The following is a 2,540-nucleotide window of genomic DNA, read 5'->3' as shown; positions in this document are numbered from 1 at the left end:
GTCTGGTACCTCCAAGCCCAGTCTTTTAATCCCACCAGCGACCTCGCCAATACCGGCATTCAAAAATCCAAGGACAAGATTTTGAATACAAATTTCGCCGCAGGTTCCCTGTAACCATCCCCCCGGCCAGTCCACCCCACCCTTTGTGAAGCAAATTGCGCGTTACACATCATGCTACTGCAAGCTCAGATGACTCTCCAGTCCAGCCTACTTGTTATAGACGACTCGAAGGATAAAACCTAAAAAAACAGGCTGATTAGATGATTGGATTATTGATTTCACTGTTTATGGAGAATATCAATGTTGTTCTCTACATTGGGGCTTTTTTGATTGCGGCAATTTGCTCGGGGAAGAAAGCGGGAGGGTATCCGGGTGAATTACTCCGGTGGGTCCTTTTCCTGTGCGGGGGAGTCATGGGAGTTTATACTTTCGTTTTCCATGTGTTTTTCTCAAAGATCGCTTCCGCGTCTATCGGGTGGGCACCCAGTCCGTTTGAGTACGAGGTCGGGATAGCGAACCTAGCGATGGGGGTGACTTGTCTAATGGCACTGCGTGCGTCCTATAGCTACAAGCTCGCGGCCGGAATAGCTTTGAGTGTGTGGTTGGGCGGGGATGCCGTGGGACATGTGATCCAGATGGTGTCTGCCCATGACTTTTCCTCAGGCAATGCGGGTTCATGGTTCTGGACGGATATTTTGATTCCCGTGACGCTCACCTCGATGCTTTACCGGACAAGACCGAGTCAATAGGCCGGGGCTTATAGTGGATGAGGAAGTTCTGTTTGGGTCTGGGATCGGGAATTTTTCTTCTGTGCAAATCCATCGGTGTCCGTTAGATAAAACAAACAATCACTGTCGGAGGATCCGGCGGCAAAAATCCAAGGAACAAAAAAACTTATGGGCAAATATTTCATCGGGATCGATAGCGGCACTCAAAGTACAAAAACAATCGTTGTGGACGGAGCCTCCGGCAAAGTCCTCGGGAGCGCCTCCCAAGCTTATGAGATGGTCAAAGGTCTGCCTGCCGGTGCAAAGGAACAGAATCCAAAGGATTGGATCGATGCGGTCAGAAATACGATCGCTAAGGCGATCAAAGCCTCCAAGATCAAACCCTCGGATGTCGCGGGAATCGGGGTGTCCGGCCAGCAACACGGGTTCGTCCCCCTCGATGCCAAAGGTAACGTGATCCGCCCGGCCAAACTCTGGTGTGATACCTCGACAGTAAAGCAGTGTGATGAAATGATTAAAAAGCTCGGTGGCGTAAAAAAGACCATTTCCATGATCGGGAACTCCATCCCCGCTGGATTCACCGCCTCAAAAATCCTCTGGCTGAAACAAAATGAACCCGCGAACTATGCCAAACTCGATTGCGTCCTTTTGCCCCATGATTATATCAATTACTGGCTGACGGGCGAGAAAACCATGGAACATGGGGAAGCCAGCGGCACAGCCCTCATGGATGTGCGCACGCGCAAATGGCGCAAGGAGGTCATTAACGCCATTGATCCGAAGCTTGCGAGCAAATTACCCGCGCTTCGTTCCTCTGATCAACCGGCGGGAATCGTCCGTCCTGATGTGGCCAGACTCTTTGGGTTCGGCCCGGCTGTGGTCGTGAGTTCCGGTGGGGGGGACAATATGATGGGGGCGATCGGCACCGGTAATGTGGAGGAGGGTTGTGTCACGGCGAGTTTTGGCACCAGCGGGACGATTTATGCTTACTCAAAAAAACCTGTCGTCGATGCCGAAGGCCAAATTGCTGCATTCTGCGATAGTACAGGTGCGTGGATGCCTCTCCTTTGCACGATGAATGTGACTGTCGCCACAGAGATGGTGAAAAAATCCTTTGGCTGGACCAATGAAAAACTTTCCACCGAAGTCGCTAAAATCAAACCCGGCTCCGATGGGTTAATGCTCATTCCTTACCTAGAGGGTGAACGCACACCAAATGTCCCGGATGGTACCGGGGTTTATTTTGGGGTAAATACCCGTACCTTTACCCCGGCGCATTTTGCGCGTGCTGCAATGGAAGGGGTGACCCTCGGGATGAATTACGGGCTCAACCGCCTGCGCACTCTCGGGATCAAACCCACTGAGATCCGGATTACCGGAGGCGGGGCAAACTCCGCCGTCTGGCGCCAGATCATGGCTGATATCTTTGGTTGCCCAGTCGTATGCCTCGAAACGGGTGAAGGGGCTGCCCTCGGTGGTGCTGTACAAGCCATGTGGTGCTACGAGCTTGCCCAAGGCCGGAAGACCTCGATCCAGGCCCTGTGCAAAAAATTTGTGAAGGTGGACCGCAAGACTTTGGTTAAACCGATCGCGAAGAATGTCGCTACTTACCGCAAACTCCAGGCGATCCAAGACCGTTTCGCCCTGGATTGCAGCACACTCTTTAGTGAGCACCGTAAATTGCTCAGCTCGTTTTTAATGTCTTGAGCTGGGGCAGCACCCCTTACATGACTCGTACATAATATTCCTTAACTAAGTGCCACTCCGGCCTTATTCCTATTCTTTTGCCGCTAGGGGATAAGGTGAGGATGG

2 protein-coding genes are annotated in these 2,540 nt (G+C 51.9%); both read left to right on the top strand.

Going from position 1 to position 2,540, the window contains the following annotated elements; all coding sequences use genetic code 11:
• Window positions 1-287: 287 nt before the first annotated feature.
• Window positions 288-749, top strand: coding sequence for a DUF6790 family protein (locus SGI98_07250; GenBank protein MDZ4743201.1), 462 nt, complete (start codon window positions 288-290; stop codon window positions 747-749).
• Between the two features lie 147 nt (window positions 750-896).
• Complete coding sequence (xylB, locus tag SGI98_07245; protein MDZ4743200.1) at window positions 897-2,435, top strand: xylulokinase; 1,539 nt, start codon at window positions 897-899, stop codon at window positions 2,433-2,435.
• Window positions 2,436-2,540: the final 105 nt, after the last annotated feature.

This window comes from Verrucomicrobiota bacterium, from assembly GCA_034440155.1.
In the GTDB taxonomy this organism is placed as follows: domain Bacteria; phylum Verrucomicrobiota; class Verrucomicrobiia; order JAWXBN01; family JAWXBN01; genus JAWXBN01.
Note: the sequence above shows the minus strand (reverse complement) of the source record. Positions and strands in the feature narration are given on the sequence as shown.